The sequence below is a fragment of the Pseudomonas shiyinii genome (genome assembly GCF_056725765.1).
This window is the reverse complement of sequence record NZ_CM161522.1, coordinates 1,451,556-1,474,223: the sequence shown is the minus strand read 5'-3', so window position 1 is coordinate 1,474,223 and position 22,668 is coordinate 1,451,556. Positions and strand designations below refer to the sequence as shown.

The window sequence follows — 22,668 nt, the reverse complement described above, 5'->3', positions numbered from 1 at the left end:
CGGGCAGCGTTCGGCAGCTGGGTGTACACAGGGGACGGATGGGCAGGGGAAATAATTAGACAGCCGCGCGGCGCCGAAGCCGCGGTGGACGCGATGTGCAAACGCGGAAAGTGAACCGGTTCACGATCCGGGGCTTAGGCGATTTCCTTGCAGATATTAATTCTATTTCGCATTTGACAATCATTATCACTGAGAATAGCTTGTCGCACGTCGTAGGAAGCGTCCCACTCCGGTGTGCTCCCTCCTCCCTTCGAGACAAGGTGATTTCCATGGCGGAACAACTATCCACAAGTAAGTGCGATTCACCCTTACTCCAGGCGTTCGTCGACAACCGCAGCATCCTGGTCAAGATCGCCGCACGTATCACCGGCTGCCGCTCGCGGGCCGAAGACGTGGTGCAGGACGCCTTCTTCCGGCTCAGCGCCGCACCGCAGATCACATCCTCGTTCAAGGCCCAGCTCAGCTACCTGTTCCAGATCGTGCGCAACCTGGCGATCGACCACTATCGCAAGCAAGCCATGGAACTCAAGTATTCGGGCAGCGAAGAGGAAGGCCTCAATGTCGTCCTGCAGAACGCCTCACCCGAAGCCACCCACATCAACCTTGCCACCCTCGAGCACATCGCCGAGGCCCTGGGCGAGCTGCCCCAGCGCACCCGCTATGCCTTCGAGATGTATCGCCTGCACGGGGTGCCGCAAAAGGACATTGCCAAGGAGCTGGGTGTATCGCCGACGCTGGTGAACTTCATGATCCGCGATGCGCTGATCCATTGCCGCAAGCACAGCCGCCAGGGCTGAGCCCCCTGGGGGCGCGGCGCGCCCCTATCGCGGGACAAGCCCGCCCTCATAGAACAACGCATGACCATTTGATTTGCGGCACCCTGTGGGAGCGGGCTTGTCCCGCGATTAGGCCGGGCCCGATATCACCGTCGCCTGGCAAGGGCTTCGCCCTTGATCGCGGGACAAGCCCGCTCCCACAGGGGCAGCATTGGCCGCTTGTTCTCTGCGCGACAACGCAGCCCGAAGGGCTGGGTGATCTCCCACAGCGACTGACGTATCAGGCCAACGAACAGCGATCGAAGAACCGCTCCCGCCCCAGGATCATCAACGCCGCCCGCTTGTGCGGGAAATCGAACTCCTTCTCGCAATGGAAGCACTGCCCGTGCAGGTAGCCGATCATCCTGCCGTTGTCGGCACGTGGCTCGGCGACCACCCGCTGGGTACGCGGGTCATCCAGGAACAGATAGTGCACCAGCGCCGACAACCAGCTGGCCACCTTGTGCGGGCCGCGATGCGCCTGCTCACCGACCAGCATGTGGACACCACGGTCGTAGTCGCCTGCCGGGTAGAACGGTGCGATCCGGTCTTCCTTGGCCCAGTAGGCTTCGAAGTAGGCGAACGGCTCATCATCGAAGCAACCGACCAGGGTCAGGGTGTGCGGGTCGGCCTCGAGTTTCGCCAGGTATTCGCGATGCTGCTCAAGGGTACCGGCCTCCTGCCAGAACTGCGCGACACGTGGATCGTTCTGCCAACGGTTGAAACGGGCCAGGTCGTGGTCGATCTCCAGGGTGCGCAATGACACCCAGGCGCCCAGGCGCGCATCGAAACGCCGGTACACCTCACCACGCGGCTTGGGCGGGCGCCTGGGGTGGCGCTTGCCGTCGCTGATCATCATCTGCTGGGGGTAGTGATCGGCCGCAGCATCGCCAAGCCAGGGCTGGGGCAATTGCCAGAACATCCCGCGCTCGCACAGGTACAGGCCCGGGCGCTCGCCGGGCACCAGCAGCCCGTTGGCCAGCGCCTGGGGCAACGCCCGGGGCATGTGCCAGGCCAGGCGCTGGCAGGCCGGGTCGCGCGACAGCAGCCAATAGCATGCTGCCCACAAGGCCTGTTCGGGGCGCTCCGGGCACAGTCGCTCCAAGTGCACGTCCAGGGTAACGCCAGGGGCCAGGCGCACCTGGATCAGCGGGCGGCCTTCGAGTGTAAGGCTCAAGCGGGTATCCCCTTCATCGGCACTGAGGCTGCGCCAGCGGGGCAAGGAAAGTGGCAGCGAAGCGGCATCGAACGGCATGGTCACGGCTCACGAAAAGGACGGTAGGGTTCAATCCGGTAGACGTGACCTGCACAAGGGAATTTAGTCGTTGGGCGGGCGCACCAGCTTGACGCGATACGGCTGGAAGATACGCAGCATCTGGCCGTTGTCGTGCAGACGTCGTATCAGCGCGGCAAATGCCTTGGCGTCGATGGGCGACTCGGGACGCAGGATGGCGTAGTGGCGATAACGCTGGTCGATTCGTTCGGAGGCCAGGAACTGGTCGGCGATGTCGGGGTGGCGGGCGCAAAAATCAATGAAGTAGGAGCGCGTGACCAAGGCGATATCGACCCGCCCGCGCTCGACCATCAACAGGTTGCTGTCGTGGGAGTAGGTCAGGATCGCATCGTAGGTTTCGCCCAGGTAGTACGGGTCGGAATTGAAGTTGGCGAATGCATAGTGGTAGCCGTTGAACAGGGCCAGGCGCTTGCCCTGCAGGTTCTCGAAGTACTGCTGGTCGCGCCCGGTCTGGCGGCGGGCGACGAAGATCTCGGCATCTTCCAGGCCCAGGTCCACGCTTTGATGGGGAAAGCGCTCCCAGCCCCACTTGGGGTTCTCGAACATGGCGATGTCGGTACGCCCCTGCTGGAAATCGCCGAAGCGGCGCGGCACGGACGTAGGCACGAGCACGAAATGGTACTGCTGTTGCAGCTGGTTGAGCGCCTTGAGCATCTGCGGCAGCAAGCCGGTTTCGGTGCCTTGTTCGGGGCGCACGGTATAAGGGGGGAAATGCGCGCCGCCAACCCTCACCTCCACCACCGGGCCCGTCTGCGCGAGCGAGGCCTGCGACAACGCAGCAGAGATCAACAAACAGGACAGGGCCTTGAGGCCGGGTACGCGAATCAAGGGAGGGACACTCGTCACGGTTCGAACGGGATCCAACTAACCTAGGCGTTTTCCCGCCAAGGCACAACAGCAGCTTATGCCAAAATGCCAGGGGATGCCCTCGGCGCGGACATTAGCTACGCTCTAGCGACCACGCAGATGCTGCGTCTTGAAGGGAGCCCTGGTATGGGCCATTGGCTGGTGATTGACCTGGAGGCCACCACAGACGACGGGGGCTGGCCAGTCACGGAGATGGAAATCATTGAAATCGGTGCGAGCCTGGTGACCCGGGAAGGTCGCGAGGTCGATCACTTCCAGCGTTTCGTGCGCCCCCGGCGACGGCCGCAACTGACGCCCTTCTGCCGCGCCCTGACCCACATCAGCCAGGCCAGCGTCGATGGCGCGGCGGCCTTTCCTGACGTATGGGCGCAATTCGAACGCTGGCTGGGCCACCATCGTGAACGCCTGCAGGCCTGGGTCAGCTGGGGCGACTATGACCGCCAGCAACTGAGCCAGGAATGGCAACAGCACCAGGTCACGAGCCTGCTGCAGACCCTGCCCCATATCAACCTCAAGCAACGCTTCGCCAAGGCCCGCCACCTGCAACGCCCGCTGGGGCTCAACAGCGCCCTGCAACTGGCCGGGCTGCAGTTCACCGGCCAGCAGCACCGCGCCCTGGAAGATGCCCGCAACACCGCCCGGCTGCTGCCCTTGAGCCTGCCGGCCACGGGCACATGAATTCAGATGACGGCGTGTGGGGGCTTGGGCATACTGGCCGACCCTTTTTCATCCCTCTTTCAGGAGTCGCTCCATGTTCCAGGTCAATGAATACTTCGATGGCACCGTCAAGTCGATCGGCTTCGCAGGCGAGGAAGGCCCGGCGACCGTGGGCGTCATGGCGCCGGGCGAGTACGAGTTCGGCACCGCCAAACGCGAGATCATGCACGTGGTTTCCGGTGCGCTGACCGTCAAGCTGCCAGGCAGCGACAACTGGGAAGTGTTCAAGGCGGGCAGCCAGTTCAACGTGCCGGCCGACAGCAAGTTCCAACTGAAAGTGGCAGTCGATACCGCCTACTTGTGCGAGTACCGAGACTGATCGATTCGGCGGCGAGCGCGGGTCCGAGCGCTTGCTGCCAACCCCAGCGGCAGCGGCCTTGCGCCGTGATCGAGGGGCAAGCCCTTGCCTGGTCACCAGGCGCCGCTACTGGCCATAATGGATACGATTGACATACCAGGTGGCTTCACCGGTAGGTGTGTTCACCACCACCTCATCCCCTTCCTCCTTCTTCAACAGCGCCCGTGCCATGGGCGAGTCGATCGAGATGTAGTCGTTGCGGCCATGGATCTCGTCGTAGCCGACGATACGAAACTTCAACACCTCGCCATCGTCGTTCTCGATCTCAACCCACGCGCCGAAGAACACCTTGCCTTCCTGTTGCGGTGAATAGGCAACGACCTTGACGTCTTCCAGACGCTTGCGCAGGTAGCGTACCCGGCGGTCGATCTCGCGCAGCAGCTTCTTGTTGTACTGGTAATCGGCATTCTCGCTGCGATCACCCAAGGAGGCTGCCCAGGTGACCTTTTGCGTGATCTCGGGGCGATAGACCCGCCACAGGTGGTCGAGCTCCTTCTTCAGGGCCTCGTGACCTTCGGTGGTGATGATGTTGGTGCTCAAGCCGTATTCTCCTCAGTGCATCCACGGCAGGCGCAAGCCTGCCGAGGCCCCGAGCTTAACGAAAAATCCGCGACGCTACACGCGCCTCAACGGCGGGTGATCAAGCCCTGGCGGGCGATGCGGGTGAGCTGGCCGATCACTTCGGCGGCCTCGTCGGCCAGCGGCGCCTGGATGACCGCCAAGTCGAAACGGTCATTGGCGAACTCGGCCAGGCCATCGCAGGTTTCGGCGAACTGGACGAGGAACGCGCGTGCCTGACCCTTGCGCCGTGAAAGGCCATCGAGGTTGCGTAGAAGCGTGGGTTGATGCTGGCCACCGAGCAGGATGCGCGGTGTACGGGACGCCTGGTCGGCAGGCAATGGGCTCAAACAGACACTGGTACGTGGACAACTCATGGTGATATCTCTGCGCCTCGCGAATCCCGCTGGGCAGCGGTGGGAGGCGTCACCGAACCAGCGCTTTAGCGGTATTTCGGATGACCCGGAGGGGGCTTCTCCCGCGCCCCGCAAGTAGCTGTTTAAATCGGCGCAGACGGTATGCTAGAGGCTCGAGCGGCAACTTACAAGCCACCGGTAAAGGTTTCAGCGCTTGGCCGCACGCTCCAACGATTGCCGCTGACGGTTGAACGCCAGGAAGTACTTGTTGACACTGTTGACGAAATTGACCGGCCCCATGCCGACCTGTTCCATGGCGATGCGCTCGGTCTGGAAGAACCACTGGTTGCCGTTGAGCCCACGGCGCCGCGCTTCGGCCCGCATGGCCTGGACCCGCTCCGGCCCGAGGTTGTAGGCCGCCAGCACGAACGCCATGCGCTCGCGCTCGTTGAGCTGGGGGCTGGCGAAGAACTTGCGGCGGATCAGCGCCAGGTAGCGTGCACCCGCCTGGACATTGCCATCGACCGTCGCCGTGTTGCTCACCCCCACGCGGCGGGCCGCCGCCGGGGTGATCTGCATCAGCCCATGGGCGCCACCGCTGCCCCGCGCCGCCGGGTTGAGCGTCGATTCCTTGAAGGCCAGCGCCGCCAGGTTGAGCCAGTCGATCTGCTGCGCAGCGCCATGCTTTTGCAACACCGCACGCACCGACTCCAGGCGCTTGCGACTCTTGCGTGCCAACGGGTCGTGTACCCGGTACTGGCGCCGGTAGATGCGCTCGAAGGCCGCGTCCTGGTTCGCCGGGGCACGATAGCCCTGGAGGAAGCGGTCCACGGTGGCCAGCAGCATGCTGGCATCACGCCGGACATACCAGCGCATCGCCTGGGGTTGGCCCAGGTGGACCCGGCTGTCCAGGCGCAGGCGCGGCATCACCCGCGCCCAACGCTGGGCGATCGGGCGCTCCACCACGGTCAGGTGGTAGATGCCGGCCTGGACCATTTCCAGTACATCCTCGACGGCCAGGCTCGGGTCCACCCACTCCACCTTGATCGCAGGGCGCTTGCGCAAGGCCAGCTGCTGGTTGAGCTGTTCGATCACCGCTCCGGCGGCACTGGCGCTGGTCAGGGCAACGGTACGCCCGGACAACTGCTCGACGCGGCTGAAACTGCGCTCACCCTTGCGCCCTACCAGCATCAGCTGCACCTGGTCGCGCACCGGGGCGCTGCCGCTGACGCCGCGCACCAGCGAAGGGTCCAGCAGTTCGCCCGGCGCCGCCAGGTCGCCCTCGCCCCGCTGCAGGGCAGCGAGCAGCTGCTCCTTGGCCCGTGGAATCAACTTGAGGCGGATTTCCTGGCCATCTCGGGCACGGGCATTGAGGTAGTGCTCCAGGCTCCGCAGGCGATGATGCTCGACGCCCACCGGCTCGCCCTTGACCTCGCCCGAGCTGTTGCGGCTCTGGTTCACCAAGACCCTGAGCACCTTGCTGCTACGGATCTGCGCCAGGTCCCGCACCTGGCTGGCCGGGACGTGTTGCTGCGGGCCAGGCAAACGGGCATTGGCTGGCCCGGCCAGGGTCAGGCCGAGGGTCAGCAGGAAAATCAGCAGCGATCGCAGCATGCGAGAACCTGTCCATGGGCGGTGGGCCGGCGTCATGGCGCATCCAACCCATGACAAATGACGCCAAAAGACCACGACAACCGCTTGAAGTTCTGGGATTCATTGGCAATTCCCGATTTTTGCTATGCTGGCCGACCCGCGGCACGAGGTAGCACCATGCAACTGATCGATATCGGCGTCAACCTGACCAACAGCAGCTTCCATGACCAACAGGCCGCCGTCGTCGAACGCGCCGTGCAAGCGGGCGTGGTGCAAATGGTCGTCACCGGCACCAGCCTGGGTGTCAGCGAACAGGCCCTGGAACTGGCCTTGCAGTTGGACCCGGACGGCCACCACCTGTTCACCACCGCAGGCGTCCACCCCCACGATGCCAGCACCTGGGACAGCGCCAGCGAGGGTCGATTGCGCCAGCTCCTGGCGCAGCCGCGCGTGTGCGCCGTTGGCGAATGCGGCCTGGATTTCAACCGCGATTTCTCCCCTCGCCCGCTCCAGGAAAAAGCCCTGCATGCGCAATTGGCCCTGGCCGCCGACCTGCAGTTGCCGGTATTCCTTCACGAGCGCGATGCCAGCGAGCGGCTGTTGGCGATCCTCCAGGACTACCGCGACCACCTGCCCGCCGCCGTGGTGCATTGTTTCACCGGCGAGCGCGAGGCCTTGTTCGCCTATCTGGACCTGGACCTGCACATCGGCATCACCGGCTGGATCTGCGATGAGCGCCGCGGCACCCACCTGCACCCGCTGGTCGGCAACATCCCCAGGGGCCGCCTGATGCTCGAAAGCGATGCGCCCTACTTGCTACCGCGCAGCCTGCGGCCAAAGCCCAAGAGTGGGCGCAACGAGCCGGCCTTTCTGCCCGAGGTGTTGCGCGAGGTGGCGCTGCACCGGAGCGAACCCGTTGATGAGACAGCAGCCCATACCACCGCCACGGCGCAGGCGTTCTTCCGGCTGGCGTAAGGCCCGGCCTTTGTTGACGCATATCAAGTCATGCCCTGGGGGGAGCCGGCACAATGATGGCACCTTGCCAATGTTGTTTCCGCTCAACTCAGAGAAGACCTGTCCATGGGTGCCTGGCTTAGCAATATTTCCCTTAGATACAAGTTTTGGGCCGTCAACGCGGTGGCCTTCATCACCACCTTGCTGCTGGTGCTCTACGCGGTGCACCTGGAACAGCAGGCGCGCGCCGAGGGCGCCCGCGATACGGCAGCCGCCCAGGCCGAGCTGATCGGCGCCTGGCCTGCGGCGCAGGCCCTGCCCCGGCAGCCCAACCTGGTAACGTGGCAAGTCGGCCAGGTCCCGGTCATCGCCGAACAACCACGCGAGGCCCTGGCCAACGCCCAGGGTTGGGTTCCACTGCCCCATGCCTGGCTCCTGGGCGACACCCCACTGCTGGGCGCCCAGGTCGTGCGCCATGGCGACCAGCAAGTCGCCGTATTGGCCCAGGCGCCGAGCCTGCGCCAGGTATTCTTCGAGCGCTTCAGTCGCTATGCCCTATGCGTGCTGATCCTGATGCTGGCGATGCTCTGTGCCTCGCAGTTGCTCATCCGCTTCTTGCTCAGCCAGCTGAACACCCTCAAGGACGTGATGCTCCATGTGGAGAAGACCGGCGACCTGGCCGCTCGCGTGCCGCTGTCCTGCGGCGATGAAGTCGGCCAGATGGCAGGCGCCTTCAATGCCATGCAAACCACCTACCACCGCATCGTCAGCACCGTGGCGCACACGGCGGCGCAGCTGGACGCCGGCGCCGCGCGCCTGGCCGCGAGCATGGATGAGGTGCGCCACGGCATGATCGGCCAGCAGAGCGAAACCGACCAGGCAGCCACGGCCATCAATCAAATGTCTGCCACGGTGCACCATATCGCCCAGCACGCCGGCGCCACCCGCGACCTCTCCCAGAGCGCCGACACCCTGGCCGGCAGCGGCCAGGCCGTGGTCAGCCGGGTACAGGGCTCGATCGCCGGATTGTCCGGCGGGGTCCAGCAGACCGCCGAGATGATCCGCCAACTGGCCGAGGACAGCCAGCGCATCAACGGCGTGGTCGGGGTGATCCACAGCATCGCCGAGCAGACCAACCTGCTGGCCTTGAACGCAGCCATCGAGGCCGCCCGGGCCGGCGACTTGGGCCGTGGCTTCGCCGTGGTGGCGGATGAGGTGCGCAACCTGGCCAGACGTGTGCAAAGCTCCACGGATGAAATCACCGGCATGGTCGCGGCCTTGCAGGCCGGCACCCGGGATGCGGTGGACTTCATGCAGGAGAGTTCGTACAAGGCCGATGACTGCGTCAAGCAGGCGCAGGAGGCCGGCGAAGCGCTGGCAGAGATCACCTGTGCCGTGGCACAGATGCGCGAGAGCAACACCCAGATCGCGGTGGCCGCGCAACAGCAGAGCCAGGTCGCCGAGGAAATGAACCGGGCGGTGGTCAGCATCCGCGATGTCACCGAACAGACCGTTCAGCAGACGGTCGACTCGGCCAGCACCAGCAGCGAACTGGCGAGCCTGGCCGCACAGCTGAACAAGGCCATCGGCCAGCTCAAGCTATAGGGCCGATAACCCGCTTCGATTGGCTCCCGCCAGGGGGCCGCACTAAGCTTTGGGCATGACTGACGAGGAAATGCCCATGAACAAACGCCTGCCCAACCTGCCCGCCTGGCAATGGCGTGGCTACCACCACAACCACCGGCACCCGACCAACCTGGTGCTGCACCTGATCGCCGTGCCGCTGTTCATCCTCGGGGCGCTGCTGGTGCTCTCGGGCCTGTTCGGCCTGGACCTGAGCCAGGTCGCCGTCGGCGTGATCGCCCTGGCTGCGGGCCTGGGCCTGCAGCGCCAGGGGCATCGTCTGGAAGCCGAACAACCGGAGCCGTTCGCCAACCGCAAGGATGCCCTGCAGCGTCTTCTGACCGAGCAATTCATCACCTTTCCGCGTTTCGTTATCAGTGGCGCCTGGTGGCGTGCCTGGCGCGAACGCCATAAACATCACCGGTGATACGCGCTAACGACGCGCCAGGGCCGCCTGCAGGGCCTGCAGCGTGATATCGGCCTTGCCCTCGGCCTCGTGCAGTTCGCGCGTCCAAGTCGCCTTGAAGGGCGCAAGGTCGACGTGCTCGCGCGCCAGCAACAACCACTGGACGCGGTCGTGCCAGTTGCCCAGGTCGCCCTGGGCCTGCTTGAGCAGCCGCTGCAGCTTCTTGCCGGCATGCCTCAGCTGCGGATAGGCGTCGTCGCCGTAGCGCGCCCGCTTGATCAGCAGGCGCAGGCGATGTCGGTCGTGGGCAGGGTCGGCCAGGGCCTTTTCCAGCTTGCGCCACTGCTTGCGCAGGCGCTTGTCGATGCGTTTGCCCAGCTCATCGACCAGGCCTTCGCGGTCACTGACCCGCAGGAACAACGGGAAGTTGTCGACGATGGCCAGCACTCGGGTGAGCTGGCGGCTGGCGGCCACGCTGGCGAAGGTCTCGGCCCTGCCTTGCAGGCGTCGCTGCCCGGCCTGTTCATGGCCCCGGCCGATCAGGTGCGCCGCCAGCACCTCACGATCGCGCAGGGGGGTCGTCAAGGTGCCCAAGGCCTTCGCCGCATCCTCGAGCTGCTCCACGCCCGGCAGGCCGCGCAAGGGCCGCAGCAGGCTGCGCAGACGCCTCAGGCTGATACGCAGATCGTGCAGCGCTTCGCTGTCGACATTCGCAGCCAACCGCTCACGGCACGCCAGCAAGCGCACCTGGACGGCCAGCACCTGGGCAACCACATGGTCGAGCATGGCAGCCATACGTCACTCCAGAATCAACGCCCCGCGCGGGACTCACGAATGTAGAAGCGCGCCTTCTCGGCCTTGCGCGAGCAGCCTTCGAAAGCTTCGAACTGTTGCTGGGTCTTGGCGCCGGTCAGCAACGACAAGGCCTTGGAATAGCTGACGGTGCCGGCGAAGCCTTCGGCCTTGGCAAGGTCCAGTTCCTTCCAGGCGGCATCGAGCTGGTTCGCACAGCTGTCACGATAAGCCGTCTTGCCTGCGCAGCCAGCCAGGGCCAGGGCCAGGAGGGGAAGGCAGATCCATGCTTTCATCGGTAATACCTCGAAATTGAACAAACGAATGGAGTGGCCGTTCGACGCTCAGGCAAGCGAAAAGTGCCCTGCTCAGCGTAGCCCAGCGCGGTCTACATTGAAGCATATGCAGCAATGGGTGCATTGTTGGACCATGGTTGCACAGCAGTGAGGGGACGATCATGAGCAAACGCGTGGCATTGGTACTGGGATCGGGCGGTGCCCGGGGGTACGCGCACATCGGCGTGATCGAGGAGATCGAACGACGAGGCTACGACATCGCCTGCATCGCCGGTTGCTCGATGGGCGCGGTGATCGGTGGCATCTATGCAGCCGGCAAGCTGGACGAATACCGCGGCTGGATCGAAAGCCTGGACTACCTGGACGTGCTGCGCCTGGTGGATGTGAGCTTTCGTCTCGGCGCGATCCGCGGCGACAAGGTGTTCGGCCAGATTCGCAAAATCGTCGGCGAGGTGAACATCGAGCAATTATCCATTCCCTACACGGCCGTGGCAGCGGACCTTACCAACCAGCAGGAGATCTGGTTCCAGGAAGGCTGCCTGCACCAGGCCATGCGCGCCTCGGCGGCGATTCCCAGCCTGTTCACGCCGGTGATGCAGGGCAACCGGATGCTGGTCGATGGCGGCATTCTCAACCCATTGCCGATCGTCCCGGTGGTCTCCAGCCACTGCGACCTGATCATCGCAGTGAACCTCAATGCCACCAACCAGAAGCAGTACCAGTTGCCGGTCATCGAGCGCCCGGCAGCGTTCAAGATGCGCTTCGATGCCCTGATCAGTTCGCTGGGTTCGCGCATGCCCTTCCGCCGCAAGCCGGCCGAACAACTGATACGCATCGAACAGGAGATCGCCTCCGAAGGCCTGGCATCCCACGACCCTTGGCTGGGTGAATCGGCCGACCCGGAAAGCCAGCAACCTGCCGCTGCGCCGGAGCGCGGGGGCGCGCCCAAGTCGGCCACGGGCTCGTTCATCATCGACAACGTCGGGCCTGCCTCGTTGCTCGACCTGATCAACCAGAGCTTCGAAGTGATGCAGACCTCCCTGGCCCAATACAAGATCGCGGGCTATCCGCCGGATGTGCTGATCAACGTGCCCAAGCGGGTATGTCGGTTCTTCGAGTTCTACAAGGCGCCGGAGCTGATTGCGCTGGGCCGGGAGATTGCGCGGGATACGCTGGATAACTATGAAGGCGAGCGGCGCTAGGCGCCTGGGTGTCCTGCCTAGGCTGCAACGCACGAATCGCCCCCGCCTACCGGTTCGAGCGAAGCTCAAAAACGAAACAGGCCGCATGAGCGGCCTGTTTCGTTGCGGGGTGGGCACTCAGTAGCGAGTGACGTCCGCGTTGGCTTCCAGCTGCTTGCGGTAGGCGGCGAAGTCTTGCTCGCCGGCACGGGAGGCGAGGTAGCGACGGATGTACGCCTTCTCCTCGTCAGTGGCCGCAGCGCCTTCGTTGACACCCTTGAGCTGCAGCACCACCAGGCTGCCATCGCCCAGGACCACGCTGCCGTACACCGGCTTGTCCTTGGACTCAGGCTTGCCCAGGCGGAACACCGCCTGCAGTTCGGCCGGGTCGATACCGTCCTGGCCGCGAGTAACCGCTTCCTGAACTTTCCACGCCTGGCCCTCATGGGCCGCATCAGCGGCGATCGAGCCATCACGCAGGCCAGCGATCAGCTTGTCGGCCTTGGCCTTGAGCTCGGCGATCGCCTTCTCCTTGGCCAGGTGGTCGTGGATGTTGCTGGCCACGGCCTCCAGCGGCAACTGCGATGGCTTGCGGTGCTCCTTGACCCGCAGCACGACCACGGTTTCCGGATCCAGCTCGATGGCGTTGCTGTTGGCGCCCTCTTCCAGCACTTCTTCGCTGAATGCGGCCTGGACCACCGAACGGTTGGCGGTGATACCTTCGCCGCCCTCGCGACCGAACGCTGCCGAGGTCTGTACCTTCAGGCCCAGGTCCTGGGCCGGCTGGGCCAGGTCGGAGGCTTCGAAGGCGGCATCCTCGAGCTGCTTGGTCACTTCCACGAAACGCTGTTCGACCTGCTGGGTCTTCAGCTCGCGGGTCAGCTTGTCCTTCAGGCTGGCGAAAGTCGGCACTTCCGGCGCCTGGACGCCCAGCAGCTTGATCAGGTGGTAGCCGAACTCGGTGCGCACCGGTGCCGATACCTGGTCCTGGTTCAGCTTGTACAGGGCCTCCTCGAAAGCCGGGTCATAGACACCGGGGCCTGCGAAACCAAGGTCACCGCCGTTGTTGGCCGACCCCGGGTCCTGGGAGAATTCCTTGGCCAGGGCGGCGAAGTCTTCGCCCTTGGCCAGGCGCTGCTGGATCTCTTCGATGCGGGCCTTGGCCTGGTCGTCGGAGACCTTGTCGTTGACCTCGATCAGGATGTGCGCGGCATGGCGCTGCTCGGCCAGGTTAGCGACTTCCTTCTCGTAGAGGTCCTTGAGTTCATCTTCGTTGACCTCGACCTGGTCGAAGAACGCTGACTTCTTCAGCTCGATATAGTCGATGACCACCTGATCCGGCGTCATGAACTCCTTGGCGTGCTGGTCGTAGTGCGCCTTGACCTCCTCGTCGCTCACCTTGACCGCGGCCGGGTCGGCCTTGAAGGTCAGCGAGGCGAAGTCACGGGTCTGCTTCTCCAGACGGGCGAAAGCCTCGACCTGCTTGTCGGTGACGAAGCTGCTACCGACCAGGCCCGCGCGCAGCTGGCTGATGAGCATTTCCTCGGTCAGCATTTCGCGGAACTGCATCCGGCCATAGCCCAGCTGGCGAATGACCGAGTCGAAGCGTTCGGCGTTGAACTTGCCGTCAACCTGGAACTCCGGCATCTGCAGGATCATTTGATCCAATGCGGCCTCGGAGAAGGAGAATTTGGCATCCTTGGCGCCCTGCAACAGCAGCTTGCGCTCGATCAACCCCTTGAGCGCGGCTTCGCGCAGCACTTTATCGTCCAGCAGCGCTGGGTCGACATCCTTGCCCAGCTGTTGCATCAGCTGACGGCGCTGCAAGTCGACGGCCTGGCTCAGCTCGTTCTGGCTGATGGTCTCGTCGTTCACCTTGGCAGCATCCTGGCTATGGCTGGTGGCCTGGAAAATGGCCTCGAAGCCGGTCAGCGCCATCAGCACAACGATAAGGCCGATGATGGTCTTGGCAATCCAACCTTGTGAATTGTCCCTGATATTCTGCAGCATGCGTCCCCCAGAAACGGTTGTACCACTGCGTCGACAACCGTGGAGCGTGGGTAGAGTCCTGATAGAAGAAAGGCGCATCCTGTGGGATGCGCCTTTTCAAAGCGAGCGTGCCAACGGGAACGTTTGCGGCCCCGCCGTCACGCGGTCGGGCCTGGCATGGCCAAGCCCGGCTGAAAGAGACGACTTAGTTGACGGCGTCTTTCAGGCCCTTGCCAGCCTTGAAACCTGGGACCTTGGCGGCAGCGATCTTGATCGCCTTGCCGGTTTGTGGGTTGCGGCCGGTGCGCTCGGCGCGCTCCTTGACCGAGAAGGTACCGAAGCCAACCAGTACAACATCGTCACCTTGCTTCAGGGCGCCGGTGACGGATTCGATGACTGCGTCCAGCGCACGGCCGGCTACAGCTTTCGGAATGTCAGCGGATGCGGCGATAGCGTCAATCAGTTCCGACTTGTTCACTCTAAGTCCCCTTATATCTCTATTGAGTTTGTTTCTAAGTATGTAATGAAAAGCTTATGAAACGAGCACTGGGCGGCCTATTGACACTGGCGTGCCGTTTTATAGCAAGGCCCCGAAAAAACTGTCAAGGAAAGCCCCCCAGCGAAATACGTACTAGTGCGTGCTGATTCTTTCCTTAGCATCGCCGTCGCGCTTTTCATCTTTCGCGACAATCTCCGGAGCCACATCTGGCAAGGGCTCCGGGGCGTATTGCAGCGCAATTTGCAGGACTTCGTCAATCCATTTGACCGGTTTGATCTGAAGATCCTGTTTGATATTTTCCGGAATCTCCTTCAGGTCGCGGACATTCTCCTCGGGAATGATCACCGTCTTGATCCCACCCCGATGCGCCGCCAGGAGTTTTTCCTTGAGGCCGCCGATGGCCAGCACCTGGCCACGCAGGGTGATCTCGCCGGTCATGGCCACATCGGCGCGCACCGGGATCTGGGTCAGGGCCGAGACCAGCGCGGTGCACATGCCGATGCCCGCGCTCGGGCCGTCCTTGGGCGTGGCGCCCTCGGGCATGTGGATGTGCACGTCATGCTTCTCGTGGAAGTCGGCAGCGATACCCAGGCTGCGGGCACGGCTGCGAACCACGGTCTGCGCGGCTGTGATCGATTCGACCATGACGTCGCCCAGGGAGCCGGTCTTGATCAGTTGGCCCTTGCCGGGGATGACCACCGCCTCGATGGTCAGCAGCTCGCCGCCCACCTGGGTCCAGGCGAGGCCGGTGACCTGCCCGATCTGGTCCTGCTGCTCGGCCAGGCCGTAGCGGAACTTGCGCACGCCGAGCAGGTGCTCGAGCTGCTCGCCGGTCACCTTGACCTTGAGCTGCTTCTCGCCGGTGTGCTCCTTGACCACCTTGCGGCAGACCTTGGCGATCTGGCGCTCCAGGCCACGCACCCCCGCCTCGCGGGTGTAGTAGCGGATGATGTCGCGGATCGCGGTGACGTCGATCTCCAGCTCGCCCTTCTTCAGACCGTTGGCCTTCACTTGCTTGGGCGTGAGGTACTTGACCGCGATGTTGATCTTCTCGTCCTCGGTGTAGCCCGGCAGGCGGATGACCTCCATACGGTCAAGCAGCGCCGGTGGGATGTTCATCGAGTTCGAGGTGCACAGGAACATCACGTCCGAAAGGTCGTAGTCGACCTCCAGGTAGTGGTCGTTGAAATTGTGGTTCTGCTCGGGGTCGAGTACCTCGAGCAATGCCGAGGCCGGGTCGCCACGCATGTCGCTGCCCATCTTGTCGATCTCGTCGAGCAGGAACAGCGGGTTGCGTACGCCCACCTTGGTCATCTTCTGGATCAGCCGGCCCGGCATCGAGCCGATGTAGGTGCGGCGGTGACCACGGATCTCGGCCTCGTCACGCACACCGCCAAGGGCCATGCGCACGAACTTGCGGTTGGTCGCGGCAGCGATGGATTCGGCCAGGGATGTCTTGCCCACGCCGGGTGGGCCGACCAGGCAGAGCACCGGGCCGCGGATCTTCTTCACGCGCTTCTGTACGGCGAGGTATTCCAGGATACGTTCCTTGACCTCTTCCAGGCCGTAGTGGTCGGCATCGAGGATTTCCTCGGCCTTGGCCAGGTCCAGGCGTACCTTGCTCTGGGCCTTCCACGGCACCTGCACGAGCCAGTCCAGGTAGGAACGCACCACCGTTGCCTCGGCAGACATCGGCGACATCTGCTTGAGCTTGTTCAGCTCGGCCTGGGCCTTGGCCAGGGCATCCTTGGGCAGGCCTGCGGCTTCGATGCGTTTTTTCAGCTCTTCGACTTCGTTATGGCCTTCGTCGCCGTCGCCGAGCTCCTTCTGAATGGCCTTCATCTGCTCATTCAGGTAGTACTCGCGCTGGCTGCGCTCCATCTGCTTCTTGACCCGGCCACGGATACGCTTCTCGACCTGCAGCAGGTCGATCTCGGCATCCAGCAGCGCCAGGACATGCTCGACCCGGGCCGGCAGGTCGACGATCTCGAGGATCTCCTGCTTCTGCTCGATCTTGAGCGCCATGTGGGCCGCCATGGTATCGACCAGGCGCCCTGGCTCCTCGATGCTGTTGAGCGAGGACAAGACTTCGGCCGGAACCTTCTTGCCCAGCTGGACGTACTGTTCGAACTGCGACAGCAGCGTGCGCACGAAGACTTCCGATTCGCGCTCGGCCGCTTCAGCTTCATCGATCAGGGACACTTCGGCACGGACGTGCCCTTGGGTCTCGGTAAAACGCTCTACCGCACCGCGCTGCTCGCCCTCGACCAGCACCTTGACGGTGCCATCGGGCAGCTTGAGCAATTGCAGGACGGTGGCAACGGTACCGACGCGATACAGGGCATCTTCGCCCGGATCGTCATCGGCAGGATTCTTCTGGGCCAGCAGCAGGATCTGCTTTTCGCCCGTCATCGCGGCCTCGAGGGCTTCGATGGACTTCTCGCGCCCCACGAACAGTGGGATGACCATGTGCGGATAGACAACGACATCGCGCAATGGCAAGAGAGGCAAGTCGAGGGTGGTCTTCATGATTTCGCCTCTACAGCGGCCCTTAATGGCCGGAAACCGGTGGAAATGATGCTTGGACCTAATGTGGGGGCAGGTCTGTAAAAATACAAGCGTTCAGATCGGAAAAGCAGAAAGGGGCCCGTAGGCCCCTTTCTTGCGCGCTTGGCTTGCCCGACTCAGGCGTCAGGTGCAGCCTTGGCTTGCGGCTCGCTGTTTTCGTAGATCAGCAGCGGCTGCGACGTGCCATCGATGACGCTCTCGTCGATCACCACCTTGCTGACATCCTTCTGCGAAGGGATCTCGTACATGGTGTCGAGCAGCACGCCCTCGAGGATCGAGCGCAGGCCACGGGCGCCGGTTTTGCGCTCCAGGGCCTTGCGTGCAACGGCTTTGAGCGCGTCGCTGCGGAACTCCAGGTCCACGTCTTCCATCTCGAACAGCTTGGCATACTGCTTGGTCAAGGCGTTCTTCGGTTCGGTGAGGATCTGCATCAGCGCCGCTTCGTCCAGCTCGTCGAGGGTCGCCAACACCGGCAGGCGGCCGACGAACTCCGGAATCAGGCCGAACTTGACCAAATCGTCCGGTTCGACCTCACGCAGGGACTCGCCGACTTTCTTGCCTTCCTGCTTGCTGCGCACTTCGGCGCCAAAACCAATGCCACCCTTGGTGGAGCGGTTCTGGATGACCTTTTCCAGGCCCGAGAATGCACCACCGCAAATGAACAGGATATTGCGGGTATCGACCTGCAGGAATTCCTGTTGCGGATGCTTGCGCCCGCCCTGCGGCGGCACGGAGGCCACAGTGCCTTCGATCAGCTTCAACAGCGCCTGCTGCACGCCTTCGCCCGAAACGTCACGGGTGATGGAGGGGTTGTCCGACTTGCGCGAGATCTTGTCGATCTCGTCGATGTAGACGATGCCCATCTGGGCCTTTTCCACGTCGTAGTCGCACTTTTGCAGCAGTTTCTGGATGATGTTCTCGACATCCTCACCCACGTAACCGGCTTCGGTCAGGGTGGTGGCGTCGGCAATGGTGAACGGTACGTTCAACAGGCGTGCGAGGGTTTCGGCGAGCAGGGTCTTGCCCGAGCCGGTAGGCCCGATCAGCAGGATGTTGCTCTTGCCGAGTTCGACTTCGTCGCCCTTCTTGTCACGCTGGTTCAGGCGCTTGTAGTGGTTGTACACCGCTACGGACAGCACCTTCTTCGCGCGCTCCTGGCCAATGACGTACTGGTCCAGGATGCCGCTGATTTCTTTCGGCGATGGCAATTTGTGCGCGTTGCTTTCGGCCTGGGCTTCCTGCACCTCCTCACGGATGATGTCGTTGCACAGGTCGACGCACTCGTCGCAGATAAATACCGAGGGCCCAGCAATCAATTTGCGCACTTCGTGCTGGCTTTTGCCGCAGAAGGAGCAATAGAGCAATTTGCCGCTGTCCTCGCCGTTACGGGTGTCAGTCATTCGATCGATCCAATCCGGTAGGCATGAAACACAAGATGAAGGCAATTGCGGGCTTTTTCAAGTCCGCAGGTAGGCGCTTTCGGCGCCCACCCGCTCTGGCACCTTGGTTCAGGACGCCAGTTGCCGCTTGTCGTAGACCGAGTCGATCAGGCCGTACTCGGCCGCGCGTGCAGCGCTCATGAAGTTGTCGCGTTCGGTGTCGCGCTTGATGGTTTCCAGGTCCTGGCCGGTGTGGTAGGCCAAGAGCTCGTTCAGGCGCGCCTTGATGTTGAGGATTTCCTGGGCATGGATCTCGATATCGGTCGCCTGGCCCTGGAAGCCGCCCAATGGCTGGTGGATCATCACGCGCGAGTTCGGCAGACAGTGGCGCTTGCCAGCGGCGCCGGCCGCGAGCAGGAAGGCGCCCATGCTGCAGGCCTGGCCGATGCAGATGGTCGAGACGTCCGGCTTGATGAACTGCATGGTGTCGTAGATCGACATGCCCGCAGTCACCGAACCACCCGGCGAGTTGATGTACAGATGGATATCCTTGTCCGGGTTTTCCGCTTCAAGGAACAGCAGTTGTGCCACCACCAGGTTGGCCATGTAGTCCTCGACGGGACCAACCAGGAAAATCACTCGCTCCTTCAACAGGCGGGAGTAGATGTCGTAGGCGCGCTCGCCACGGGCGGACTGCTCGATAACCATCGGGACCAGACCGCCCGCGGCCTGGATGTCGGAGCTCTGCTGAATATAAGAATTGCGGGACATGTCCTGCACTCACTCCCAAATAGTCATGGCTTGAATACGCACAAGCCAGCTCGAAGGCTGGCTTGTGGGGGTTTCCTACGAGAGAAGACCTATCACTCAGCGGCGGCAGGTGCCTGTGCTGGCTTGACAGCTTCTTCGTACGAGACCGATTTGTCGGTCACAGTCGCTTTCTGCAGGACAGTATCTACAACTTGTTCTTCCAGCACAACCGAACGGACTTCGTTCAGCTGCTGGTCGTTCTTGTAGTACCAGGCGATGACCTGCTCTGGTTCCTGGTAGGCCGAGGCCATTTCCTCGATCATTTCGCGGACCTTGGCTTCGTCCGGCTTGAGCTCGAACTGCTTGACCACTTCGGCGACGATCAGGCCCAGAACCACGCGGCGCTTGGCCTGTTCTTCGAACAGTTCGGCCGGCAGCTGCTCAGGCTTGATGTTGCCGCCGAACTGCTGGACAGCCTGCACGCGCAGACGGTTGACTTCGTTTTCCAGCAGGGCTTTCGGCACGTCGACCGGGTTGGCGGCCAGCAGACCGTCCATGACCTGGTTCTTGACCTTGGCCTTGATGGCCTGGCGCAGCTCGCGCTCCATGTTCTTGCGAACTTCGGCGCGGAAGCCTTCCAGGGTCGACTCCTTGATGCCGAACTGGGCGAAGAAGTCTTCGTTCAGCTCAGGCAGCTGCGGGGCCGAGACGCTGTTGACGGTGATGGTGAACTCGGCGGCCTTGCCGGCCAGGTCCAGGTTCTGGTAATCCTCGGGGAAGGTCACGTTGACAACGCGCTCTTCGCCCGCCTTGGCGCCTACCAGGCCATCTTCGAAGCCCGGGATCATGCGGCCGGAGCCCAGTACCAGCTGGGTGCCCTTGGCCGAACCGCCGGCGAAGGCTTCACCGTCGATCTTGCCGACGAAATCGATGTTGACCTGGTCGTCGTTCTGCGCGGCGCGCTCGACAGCCTCGAAGCGGACGTTCTGCTTGCGCAGCACTTCCAGCATGTTGTCCAGGTCGGCGTCAGCCACTTCGGCGCTCAGGCGCTCGACGTTGATCGACTCCAGGCCGCCAACGGTGAATTCCGGGAAGACTTCGAAGATCGCGACGAACTCCAGGTCCTTGCCCTTTTCGAAGGACTTCGGCTCGACGGCCGGGGCGCCGGCCGGGTTCAGCTTCTGCTCGACCACAGCTTCGTAGAAGGAAGCCTGGACCAAGTCACCGAAGGCTTCCTGGCGGGCTGCGTCTTCGTAACGCTGACGGATCACGCTCATCGGCACTTTGCCAGGACGGAAGCCTGGAACCTTGGCGCGACGGGCAGTCTGTTGCAGACGCTTGTTGACTTCGTTCTCGACGCGCTCGGCCGGAACGGCGATGGTCATGCGACGCTCGAGAGCGGAAGTGTTTTCAACAGAAACTTGCATGGATATTCCTCGTTGCACAGACGTTAGCCGGCGATTGCCCGACTCCAGAATCAAGGGCAAGCATTCTAGTGACTCACGCACCAGAAGTCACCCCACCCGGGACGACGGGAAACCACGCCGGTCGATTTCCTTGAAAGGCCCAGGCGGCGTGCCGTGGGGCGCTTTACGGTTCGGTACCGCGCGACAGTGGATGCACCTCGCGCTGGCTGTAAAAACTTGTTAAACAAATGCAGCTATATAAAAGCAGGCACTTATCGGCCAGCGACCTCGTTGAACTGGCAGTACTCCTCCCAGCTCATGCCCAGCGCCTCGGCAACCTCACGGTGCACCTCAAGGCGCATGGCCTGCAGCTCTTCGGGGTTTTCCGCGATCAGGTGCAAGGCCAGCTCCCAGGGTTCGATACCCTGTTCATCGGCCGCATCTTCGAACGCCCACTGGATCTGCTGAGCCTGCTCATGTTCATCCAGCTCGCGAATGTCCTCGAGCAACTGCGGGTTGGCTTGCGCGAAGCGTTGCAACGCCAGGGCCTGGCGGGCTTCTTTTGCAATCATGACGATTCCTCTGCCGACCCCTTGGCCGGTGTTTCAACCGACTGAAATCTATCAGCTTTCGCCAGGGCGCCACCAGTGGATTGCACGGAAGCTGGCAGCGCGAGGAGGAAGGCCGATACGCGCGCACAAAAAAAGCCGCTCTAGGCGGCTTTTTCCGGGCGTTTCGCGCAATGGGCGAAACTATGTATGGTGCGGACGAAGAGACTCGAACTCTTACAGCTTGCGCCGCTGGAACCTAAATCCAGTGTGTCTACCAATTTCACCACGTCCGCGTGGAGCAGTTAAAGCAAAGGCGCCAGATTATACAATCAAGGCGCCTTCGAGAATATGGGGTGGACGATGGGAATCGAACCCACGACAACTGGAATCACAATCCAGCGCTCTACCAACTGAGCTACGCCCACCATATTGCAGTACAACGTTACTTGCTGTGCCAAAGCTGCCTAATGGCGCACCCGGCAGGACTCGAACCTGCGACCATCCGCTTAGAAGGCGGATGCTCTATCCAGCTGAGCTACGGGCGCATATTCAATCTGCTTTCTGTTACGATTGCAAATCAACTTTTCAGCCGTACCGAACAAGCTAGCAAATCCGCTTATTCTGCCTGACCTTGCTAACCAGTGCTAGGCTCTGCCCGACAAGTGCGACGAATGTTATAGACGAGCCGGCAGGTCGTCAACACTTTTTTCAAAAAAATTTAGTTTATTTAAGGGCTTAGGGGATTTGGCCGACCACCCGCCTTTGCCCTTGGGCCGTGTCGTGCGAGAATGCGCCCTCATTTATGTTCCCTTCTCGATGGTTAATCACGCGTCTATGACTGCACACCTAATCGATGGCAAGGCGATCGCCGCCAACCTGCGCCAGCAGATCGCTCAACGTGTCGTGGAGCGTCGCCAGCAAGGCCTGCGTACGCCGGGCCTGGCGGTGATCCTGGTCGGTACCGACCCCGCCTCCCAAGTCTATGTCTCGCACAAGCGCAAGGACTGCGAAGAGGTCGGCTTCATTTCCCAGGCCTATGACCTGCCCAGCGAGACCACGCAGCAAGCCCTGACCGAACTGATCGACCGCCTCAACGACGACCCGGCCGTCGACGGCATTCTCCTGCAGCTGCCGCTACCGGAGCACCTGGATGCCTCGCTGCTGCTCGAGCGCATTCGCCCGGACAAAGACGTCGACGGCTTCCACCCCTACAACATCGGCCGTCTGGCCCAGCGCATCCCGTTGCTGCGCCCGTGCACCCCGAAGGGCATCATGACCCTGCTCGAAAGCACCGGCCAAGACCTCTACGGCATGAACGCAGTGATCGTCGGCGCCTCCAACATCGTTGGCCGCCCGATGGCCATGGAATTGCTGTTGGCCGGCTGCACGGTCACCGTCTGCCACCGCTTCACCCAGGACCTGGCCGGCCATGTGGGCCGTGCCGACCTGGTGGTGGTCGCGGCGGGCAAACCGGGCCTGGTCAAGGGTGAATGGGTCAAGGAAGGCGCCATCGTCATCGACGTCGGCATCAACCGCCAGGAAGATGGCAAGCTGGTAGGCGATGTGGTCTTCGAAACCGCCCTGCCCCGTGCCGGCTGGATCACGCCAGTGCCAGGCGGCGTCGGCCCGATGACCCGGGCCTGCCTGCTGGAAAACACGCTCTACGCGGCCGAAACGCTACACAAGTAAAGCGACCGGACCGCTTGCCGGCCGACA

The 22,668-nt window shown here is 62.8% G+C and carries 22 protein-coding genes and 3 tRNA genes; 8 read left to right on the top strand and 17 right to left on the bottom strand.

What is annotated here, in order from left to right:
• The first annotated feature begins 269 nt into the window (after window positions 1–269).
• Window positions 270–797, top strand: a complete 528-nt coding sequence (locus ACXHGZ_RS06905) for an RNA polymerase factor sigma-70 (protein WP_084854786.1) — start codon at window positions 270–272, stop codon at window positions 795–797.
• 259 nt (window positions 798–1,056) lie between these two features.
• Here the strand turns inward: ACXHGZ_RS06905 and ACXHGZ_RS06900 are convergent, their stop codons facing one another.
• A complete protein-coding gene (locus ACXHGZ_RS06900; RefSeq protein ID WP_480463006.1) occupies window positions 1,057–2,070 on the bottom strand; it encodes a GNAT family N-acetyltransferase in 1,014 nt (337 codons plus the stop codon).
• A gap of 63 nt (window positions 2,071–2,133) precedes the next feature.
• On the bottom strand, window positions 2,134–2,937 hold the full coding sequence (locus ACXHGZ_RS06895; RefSeq protein ID WP_480463005.1) for a substrate-binding periplasmic protein: 804 nt from the start codon (window positions 2,935–2,937) through the stop codon (window positions 2,134–2,136).
• A 165-nt stretch (window positions 2,938–3,102) separates the two neighbouring features.
• Between ACXHGZ_RS06895 and ACXHGZ_RS06890 the strand changes: the two genes are divergently transcribed.
• Complete coding sequence (locus tag ACXHGZ_RS06890) at window positions 3,103–3,654, top strand: 3'-5' exonuclease (protein ID WP_084854789.1); 552 nt, start codon at window positions 3,103–3,105, stop codon at window positions 3,652–3,654.
• Window positions 3,655–3,727: 73 nt separating this feature from the next.
• Window positions 3,728–4,012: a pyrimidine/purine nucleoside phosphorylase gene (gene ppnP / locus ACXHGZ_RS06885; protein ID WP_480463004.1), complete on the top strand. Its 285-nt coding sequence runs from the start codon at window positions 3,728–3,730 to the stop codon at window positions 4,010–4,012.
• 105 nt (window positions 4,013–4,117) lie between these two features.
• On the opposite strand, the gene greB is transcribed toward ppnP, so the two are convergent.
• The 3 genes from greB to ACXHGZ_RS06870 all read right to left on the bottom strand — a co-directional run bounded on the left by greB (window position 4,118) and on the right by ACXHGZ_RS06870 (window position 6,579).
• Window positions 4,118–4,591, bottom strand: a complete 474-nt coding sequence (greB, locus tag ACXHGZ_RS06880; RefSeq protein ID WP_324819073.1) for a transcription elongation factor GreB — start codon at window positions 4,589–4,591, stop codon at window positions 4,118–4,120.
• Window positions 4,592–4,677: 86 nt separating this feature from the next.
• Entirely contained in the window at window positions 4,678–4,986 is a 309-nt protein-coding gene (locus ACXHGZ_RS06875; protein WP_084854792.1) for a hypothetical protein, read from the bottom strand.
• A 186-nt stretch (window positions 4,987–5,172) separates the two neighbouring features.
• Window positions 5,173–6,579: an MltF family protein gene (locus ACXHGZ_RS06870; RefSeq protein WP_480463001.1), complete on the bottom strand. Its 1,407-nt coding sequence runs from the start codon at window positions 6,577–6,579 to the stop codon at window positions 5,173–5,175.
• A 156-nt stretch (window positions 6,580–6,735) separates the two neighbouring features.
• On the opposite strand from ACXHGZ_RS06870, the gene ACXHGZ_RS06865 reads away from it, so the two are divergent.
• From ACXHGZ_RS06865 to ACXHGZ_RS06855, 3 genes are all read left to right on the top strand, one after another.
• Window positions 6,736–7,533, top strand: coding sequence for a TatD family hydrolase (locus ACXHGZ_RS06865; RefSeq protein WP_480463000.1), 798 nt, complete (start codon window positions 6,736–6,738; stop codon window positions 7,531–7,533).
• Window positions 7,534–7,638: 105 nt separating this feature from the next.
• The gene (locus tag ACXHGZ_RS06860; RefSeq protein WP_480462999.1) at window positions 7,639–9,117 is read left to right on the top strand and encodes a methyl-accepting chemotaxis protein; all 1,479 of its coding nucleotides are present in this window, start codon (window positions 7,639–7,641) and stop codon (window positions 9,115–9,117) included.
• A 76-nt stretch (window positions 9,118–9,193) separates the two neighbouring features.
• On the top strand, window positions 9,194–9,562 hold the full coding sequence (locus ACXHGZ_RS06855) for an Mpo1-like protein (RefSeq protein WP_480462998.1): 369 nt from the start codon (window positions 9,194–9,196) through the stop codon (window positions 9,560–9,562).
• A gap of 6 nt (window positions 9,563–9,568) precedes the next feature.
• On the opposite strand, the gene ACXHGZ_RS06850 is transcribed toward ACXHGZ_RS06855, so the two are convergent.
• Window positions 9,569–10,336, bottom strand: coding sequence for a CHAD domain-containing protein (locus ACXHGZ_RS06850; RefSeq protein ID WP_480462997.1), 768 nt, complete (start codon window positions 10,334–10,336; stop codon window positions 9,569–9,571).
• A 14-nt stretch (window positions 10,337–10,350) separates the two neighbouring features.
• On the bottom strand, window positions 10,351–10,629 hold the full coding sequence (locus ACXHGZ_RS06845; RefSeq protein ID WP_084854798.1) for a hypothetical protein: 279 nt from the start codon (window positions 10,627–10,629) through the stop codon (window positions 10,351–10,353).
• Window positions 10,630–10,790: 161 nt separating this feature from the next.
• Here ACXHGZ_RS06845 and ACXHGZ_RS06840 point away from each other — a divergent pair, with 161 nt between their 5' ends.
• Window positions 10,791–11,831, top strand: a complete 1,041-nt coding sequence (locus tag ACXHGZ_RS06840) for a patatin-like phospholipase family protein (protein WP_084854799.1) — start codon at window positions 10,791–10,793, stop codon at window positions 11,829–11,831.
• Window positions 11,832–11,948: 117 nt separating this feature from the next.
• Here the strand turns inward: ACXHGZ_RS06840 and ACXHGZ_RS06835 are convergent, their stop codons facing one another.
• The 10 genes from ACXHGZ_RS06835 to ACXHGZ_RS06790 all read right to left on the bottom strand — a co-directional run bounded on the left by ACXHGZ_RS06835 (window position 11,949) and on the right by ACXHGZ_RS06790 (window position 21,497).
• Window positions 11,949–13,820 carry a SurA N-terminal domain-containing protein gene (locus ACXHGZ_RS06835; RefSeq protein WP_368829493.1) on the bottom strand — a complete coding sequence of 624 codons (1,872 nt, stop codon included), beginning with the start codon at window positions 13,818–13,820 and terminating at the stop codon, window positions 11,949–11,951.
• Between the two features lie 184 nt (window positions 13,821–14,004).
• Window positions 14,005–14,277: a nucleoid-associated protein HU-beta gene (hupB, locus tag ACXHGZ_RS06830; RefSeq protein WP_011533117.1), complete on the bottom strand. Its 273-nt coding sequence runs from the start codon at window positions 14,275–14,277 to the stop codon at window positions 14,005–14,007.
• A 153-nt stretch (window positions 14,278–14,430) separates the two neighbouring features.
• Window positions 14,431–16,827 carry an endopeptidase La gene (gene lon / locus ACXHGZ_RS06825; protein WP_224458556.1) on the bottom strand — a complete coding sequence of 799 codons (2,397 nt, stop codon included), beginning with the start codon at window positions 16,825–16,827 and terminating at the stop codon, window positions 14,431–14,433.
• 155 nt (window positions 16,828–16,982) lie between these two features.
• The gene (gene clpX / locus ACXHGZ_RS06820; protein ID WP_043213487.1) at window positions 16,983–18,266 is read right to left on the bottom strand and encodes an ATP-dependent Clp protease ATP-binding subunit ClpX; all 1,284 of its coding nucleotides are present in this window, start codon (window positions 18,264–18,266) and stop codon (window positions 16,983–16,985) included.
• 108 nt (window positions 18,267–18,374) lie between these two features.
• The gene (clpP, locus tag ACXHGZ_RS06815; RefSeq protein WP_084854802.1) at window positions 18,375–19,016 is read right to left on the bottom strand and encodes an ATP-dependent Clp endopeptidase proteolytic subunit ClpP; all 642 of its coding nucleotides are present in this window, start codon (window positions 19,014–19,016) and stop codon (window positions 18,375–18,377) included.
• A gap of 92 nt (window positions 19,017–19,108) precedes the next feature.
• On the bottom strand, window positions 19,109–20,422 hold the full coding sequence (gene tig, locus ACXHGZ_RS06810) for a trigger factor (RefSeq protein ID WP_084854803.1): 1,314 nt from the start codon (window positions 20,420–20,422) through the stop codon (window positions 19,109–19,111).
• A 251-nt stretch (window positions 20,423–20,673) separates the two neighbouring features.
• Window positions 20,674–20,973 (bottom strand): DUF6388 family protein, encoded by a 300-nt coding sequence (locus tag ACXHGZ_RS06805; protein ID WP_480462996.1) that lies wholly within the window; start codon window positions 20,971–20,973, stop codon window positions 20,674–20,676.
• Between the two features lie 187 nt (window positions 20,974–21,160).
• Window positions 21,161–21,245, bottom strand: a tRNA-Leu gene (locus tag ACXHGZ_RS06800).
• 56 nt (window positions 21,246–21,301) lie between these two features.
• Window positions 21,302–21,377: transfer RNA gene (locus tag ACXHGZ_RS06795), tRNA-His, on the bottom strand.
• Between the two features lie 43 nt (window positions 21,378–21,420).
• Window positions 21,421–21,497: transfer RNA gene (locus ACXHGZ_RS06790), tRNA-Arg, on the bottom strand.
• Between the two features lie 289 nt (window positions 21,498–21,786).
• Between ACXHGZ_RS06790 and folD the strand changes: the two genes are divergently transcribed.
• Window positions 21,787–22,641 carry a bifunctional methylenetetrahydrofolate dehydrogenase/methenyltetrahydrofolate cyclohydrolase FolD gene (gene folD, locus ACXHGZ_RS06785; RefSeq protein WP_480462994.1) on the top strand — a complete coding sequence of 285 codons (855 nt, stop codon included), beginning with the start codon at window positions 21,787–21,789 and terminating at the stop codon, window positions 22,639–22,641.
• Window positions 22,642–22,668: the final 27 nt, after the last annotated feature.

Bases quoted from the DNA above. Each gene is read 5' to 3' on its own strand.
- ACXHGZ_RS06905 (WP_084854786.1), top strand. From the start codon at position 270: ATGGCGGAACAACTATCCACAAGTAAGTGCGATTCACCCTTACTCCAG.
- ACXHGZ_RS06900 (WP_480463006.1), bottom strand. From the start codon at position 2,070: ATGCCGTTCGATGCCGCTTCGCTGCCACTTTCCTTGCCCCGCTGGCGC.
- ACXHGZ_RS06890 (WP_084854789.1), top strand. From the start codon at position 3,103: ATGGGCCATTGGCTGGTGATTGACCTGGAGGCCACCACAGACGACGGG.
- ppnP (WP_480463004.1), top strand. From the start codon at position 3,728: ATGTTCCAGGTCAATGAATACTTCGATGGCACCGTCAAGTCGATCGGC.
- ACXHGZ_RS06875 (WP_084854792.1), bottom strand. From the start codon at position 4,986: ATGAGTTGTCCACGTACCAGTGTCTGTTTGAGCCCATTGCCTGCCGAC.
- ACXHGZ_RS06870 (WP_480463001.1), bottom strand. From the start codon at position 6,579: ATGCTGCGATCGCTGCTGATTTTCCTGCTGACCCTCGGCCTGACCCTG.
- ACXHGZ_RS06865 (WP_480463000.1), top strand. From the start codon at position 6,736: ATGCAACTGATCGATATCGGCGTCAACCTGACCAACAGCAGCTTCCAT.
- ACXHGZ_RS06860 (WP_480462999.1), top strand. From the start codon at position 7,639: ATGGGTGCCTGGCTTAGCAATATTTCCCTTAGATACAAGTTTTGGGCC.
- ACXHGZ_RS06855 (WP_480462998.1), top strand. From the start codon at position 9,194: ATGAACAAACGCCTGCCCAACCTGCCCGCCTGGCAATGGCGTGGCTAC.
- ACXHGZ_RS06850 (WP_480462997.1), bottom strand. From the start codon at position 10,336: ATGGCTGCCATGCTCGACCATGTGGTTGCCCAGGTGCTGGCCGTCCAG.
- ACXHGZ_RS06845 (WP_084854798.1), bottom strand. From the start codon at position 10,629: ATGAAAGCATGGATCTGCCTTCCCCTCCTGGCCCTGGCCCTGGCTGGC.
- ACXHGZ_RS06840 (WP_084854799.1), top strand. From the start codon at position 10,791: ATGAGCAAACGCGTGGCATTGGTACTGGGATCGGGCGGTGCCCGGGGG.
- ACXHGZ_RS06835 (WP_368829493.1), bottom strand. From the start codon at position 13,820: ATGCTGCAGAATATCAGGGACAATTCACAAGGTTGGATTGCCAAGACC.
- lon (WP_224458556.1), bottom strand. From the start codon at position 16,827: ATGAAGACCACCCTCGACTTGCCTCTCTTGCCATTGCGCGATGTCGTT.
- clpX (WP_043213487.1), bottom strand. From the start codon at position 18,266: ATGACTGACACCCGTAACGGCGAGGACAGCGGCAAATTGCTCTATTGC.
- clpP (WP_084854802.1), bottom strand. From the start codon at position 19,016: ATGTCCCGCAATTCTTATATTCAGCAGAGCTCCGACATCCAGGCCGCG.
- tig (WP_084854803.1), bottom strand. From the start codon at position 20,422: ATGCAAGTTTCTGTTGAAAACACTTCCGCTCTCGAGCGTCGCATGACC.
- ACXHGZ_RS06805 (WP_480462996.1), bottom strand. From the start codon at position 20,973: ATGATTGCAAAAGAAGCCCGCCAGGCCCTGGCGTTGCAACGCTTCGCG.
- folD (WP_480462994.1), top strand. From the start codon at position 21,787: ATGACTGCACACCTAATCGATGGCAAGGCGATCGCCGCCAACCTGCGC.